The organism is Paenibacillus pseudetheri, from assembly GCF_924513355.1.
Taxonomy (GTDB): Bacteria; Bacillota; Bacilli; order Paenibacillales; family Paenibacillaceae; genus Paenibacillus_AQ; species Paenibacillus_AQ pseudetheri.
Window position 1 is genome coordinate 1 of record NZ_CAKMAB010000083.1, and the last position, 2,287, is coordinate 2,287.

At 44.5% G+C, this 2,287-nt stretch carries 1 protein-coding gene, 9 tRNA genes and 2 rRNA genes; all 12 read right to left on the reverse strand.

Annotated features, from left to right (window positions below):
* Positions 1-186: 186 nt before the first annotated feature.
* Positions 187-259: transfer RNA gene (locus tag L1028_RS30810), tRNA-Lys, on the reverse strand.
* An 80-nt stretch (positions 260-339) separates the two neighbouring features.
* A tRNA-Leu gene (locus L1028_RS30815) sits at positions 340-418 on the reverse strand.
* A gap of 19 nt (positions 419-437) precedes the next feature.
* Positions 438-514: transfer RNA gene (locus tag L1028_RS30820), tRNA-Arg, on the reverse strand.
* Positions 515-524: 10 nt separating this feature from the next.
* Positions 525-599: transfer RNA gene (locus L1028_RS30825), tRNA-Gly, on the reverse strand.
* 36 nt (positions 600-635) lie between these two features.
* Positions 636-708: transfer RNA gene (locus L1028_RS30830), tRNA-Lys, on the reverse strand.
* Between the two features lie 15 nt (positions 709-723).
* Positions 724-801, reverse strand: a tRNA-Asp gene (locus tag L1028_RS30835).
* A gap of 26 nt (positions 802-827) precedes the next feature.
* Positions 828-904, reverse strand: a tRNA-Met gene (locus tag L1028_RS30840).
* A gap of 44 nt (positions 905-948) precedes the next feature.
* A tRNA-Val gene (locus tag L1028_RS30845) sits at positions 949-1,024 on the reverse strand.
* An 88-nt stretch (positions 1,025-1,112) separates the two neighbouring features.
* Positions 1,113-1,187: transfer RNA gene (locus tag L1028_RS30850), tRNA-Glu, on the reverse strand.
* Positions 1,188-1,269: 82 nt separating this feature from the next.
* Complete coding sequence (locus L1028_RS30855; protein ID WP_234541953.1) at positions 1,270-1,809, reverse strand: AAA family ATPase; 540 nt, start codon at positions 1,807-1,809, stop codon at positions 1,270-1,272.
* 133 nt (positions 1,810-1,942) lie between these two features.
* A 5S ribosomal RNA gene (gene rrf / locus L1028_RS30860) occupies positions 1,943-2,059 on the reverse strand.
* A gap of 146 nt (positions 2,060-2,205) precedes the next feature.
* Positions 2,206-2,287 (reverse strand): 23S ribosomal RNA (locus L1028_RS30865); the annotation flags it as partial.

Sequence of the window (2,287 nt, forward strand, 5' to 3'; positions counted from 1 at the left end):
TTTCTTCTGTCCCTCTATTCATAGAATAGACAGAAATAGCTGGATTAAGACATCGATGGCAACGGGCGAATAACATTTTCATTCTGGGATGTGAGCCGATGGCTCATGAAAGTTTTTTGTGACTATGATTGAAACCGTGTAACTCTTATAAAAAAGAAACGGCATCTCTGCCGTTTCTTTTAAGGATGGACTCTCAGGGGCTCGAACCCTGGACAAATAGATTAAGAGTCTACTGCTCTACCAACTGAGCTAAGAGTCCACAATATAATGATTTACTTTACTGAACTTGAAAAGCAAAAGCTCTTAGCTTAACGCATAAGAGCTTCGCTTGCTAATTGATACCGGCGAGAGGACTCGAACCTCCACGGTTTCCCTCTCGATTTTGAGTCGAGCGCGTCTGCCATTCCGCCACGCCGGCAAAGTATGAAGTTAAAATATGGCGCGCCCTGAGAGATTCGAACTCCCGGCCTTTTGATTCGTAGTCAAACGCTCTATCCAGCTGAGCTAAGGGCGCAAAATTTATATGGAGCGGACGACGGGAATCGAACCCGCGACCCTCGCCTTGGCAAGGCGATGCTCTACCGCTGAGCCACGTCCGCACACAGTATGTATTAGTGTCCGACTCACTTAAGAAGTGAGCCATGAAGGACTCGAACCTTCGACACCCTGATTAAAAGTCAGGTGCTCTACCAACTGAGCTAATGGCTCATGAAGCAAGAAAAATGGCGGAACCGACGAGATTCGAACTCGCGATCTCCTGCGTGACAGGCAGGCATGTTAGGCCAACTACACCACGGTTCCAAAAGATATAATTGCTTGATGAAAATTGGTTGCGGGGGCAGGATTTGAACCTGCGGCCTTCGGGTTATGAGCCCGACGAGCTACCGGGCTGCTCCACCCCGCGTCATTAAAAAATATTTAGCTATCCATTACCATAAGAAAGCTTCATGGTGGAGGCTGAGGGGATCGAACCCCCGACCCTCTGCTTGTAAGGCAGATGCTCTCCCAGCTGAGCTAAGCCTCCATGTAAAGAAGCAACTCAATTATCATAACACAATCCAAACTGTAATGCAACATTTTATTTCAGCAGAACAATTACATTTCAAAGAAATTGGTGACCCGTATGGGATTCGAACCCATGTTACCTCCGTGAAAGGGAGGTGTCTTAACCCCTTGACCAACGGGCCGTATTGAAAACAAAATGTTTTGACAACAAAAAATATTATATCATGTATTCCGAAGTATAGCAATACCTAAATTAATATATTTTCACTTTTCTCCTATAATAGGCGTTAAAGTGATATCAAGCTTACTGGCTATCATCTCAACGACTCCTAAAGTAGTCAGGTTATTTGTGTCTAAATGGTCTTTGAATACGTCCTTATTAAGCCCTGTGAGGCATCTGTCGATCTGTTGAACGGCCCACGAGTCATTCCCTTCACCTCTACCACTCAATCTCTTGAGCAGCGTCTCTCGTGAGGCACACAAAGTAAAATGATGAACCTCTAATCCCTTGTTTATTAGGTTACCAGCAATGTCCATCCAATATTCTGGGTTGACTATGGTCATAGGTACGATAATCGTCCCCCTATAATCGCTAGCTATGTATTTTAGCATGGAATGGTTAATTTCACGCCAAAGATAATAGTCCTGAAAGTCATTTTTTGTCATCACATCAGGAATGTTTCCCCTTATGTAATACCCTACATTCTCTGGATCGTATACAAAAGAATTAGGAATTCTGCGATGTAATTCATATGCAGTTTCTGTCTTCCCCGCACCAAAAGCTCCATTGATCCATATAATCAAAATCTTTATCCCCCATAAATAATCTATTAGTGACTCTATTAAACCACATTATCATAAAAACCCTTCCAAGCAAATTCTCTGTACAAGGCCCAACAAAAAGACCACTGCCGATTACTCAACAGTGGTCTTGCGTGCTTGGCAACGTCCTACTCTCCCAGGACCCTTCGGTCCAAGTACCATCGGCGCTGGAGGGCTTAACGGTCGTGTTCGGGATGGGTACGCGTGGAACCCCTCCGCTATCGCCACCAAACGGGCATTTGCGGTACAAATGCATTATTCAGGTCTCAGCATCGCCAAATGCTGAAAACAAATTCATCATCATACAGCCACTAGGACCATATGGTTTAGAACTTGATTCCTGAAAACTGAATCCGAATTGAATTTGCGTTTTAAGTATAGGATAAGCCCTCGACCGATTAGTATTGGTCAGCTCCATGCATTACTGCACTTCCACCTCCAACCTATCTACCTCGTCGTC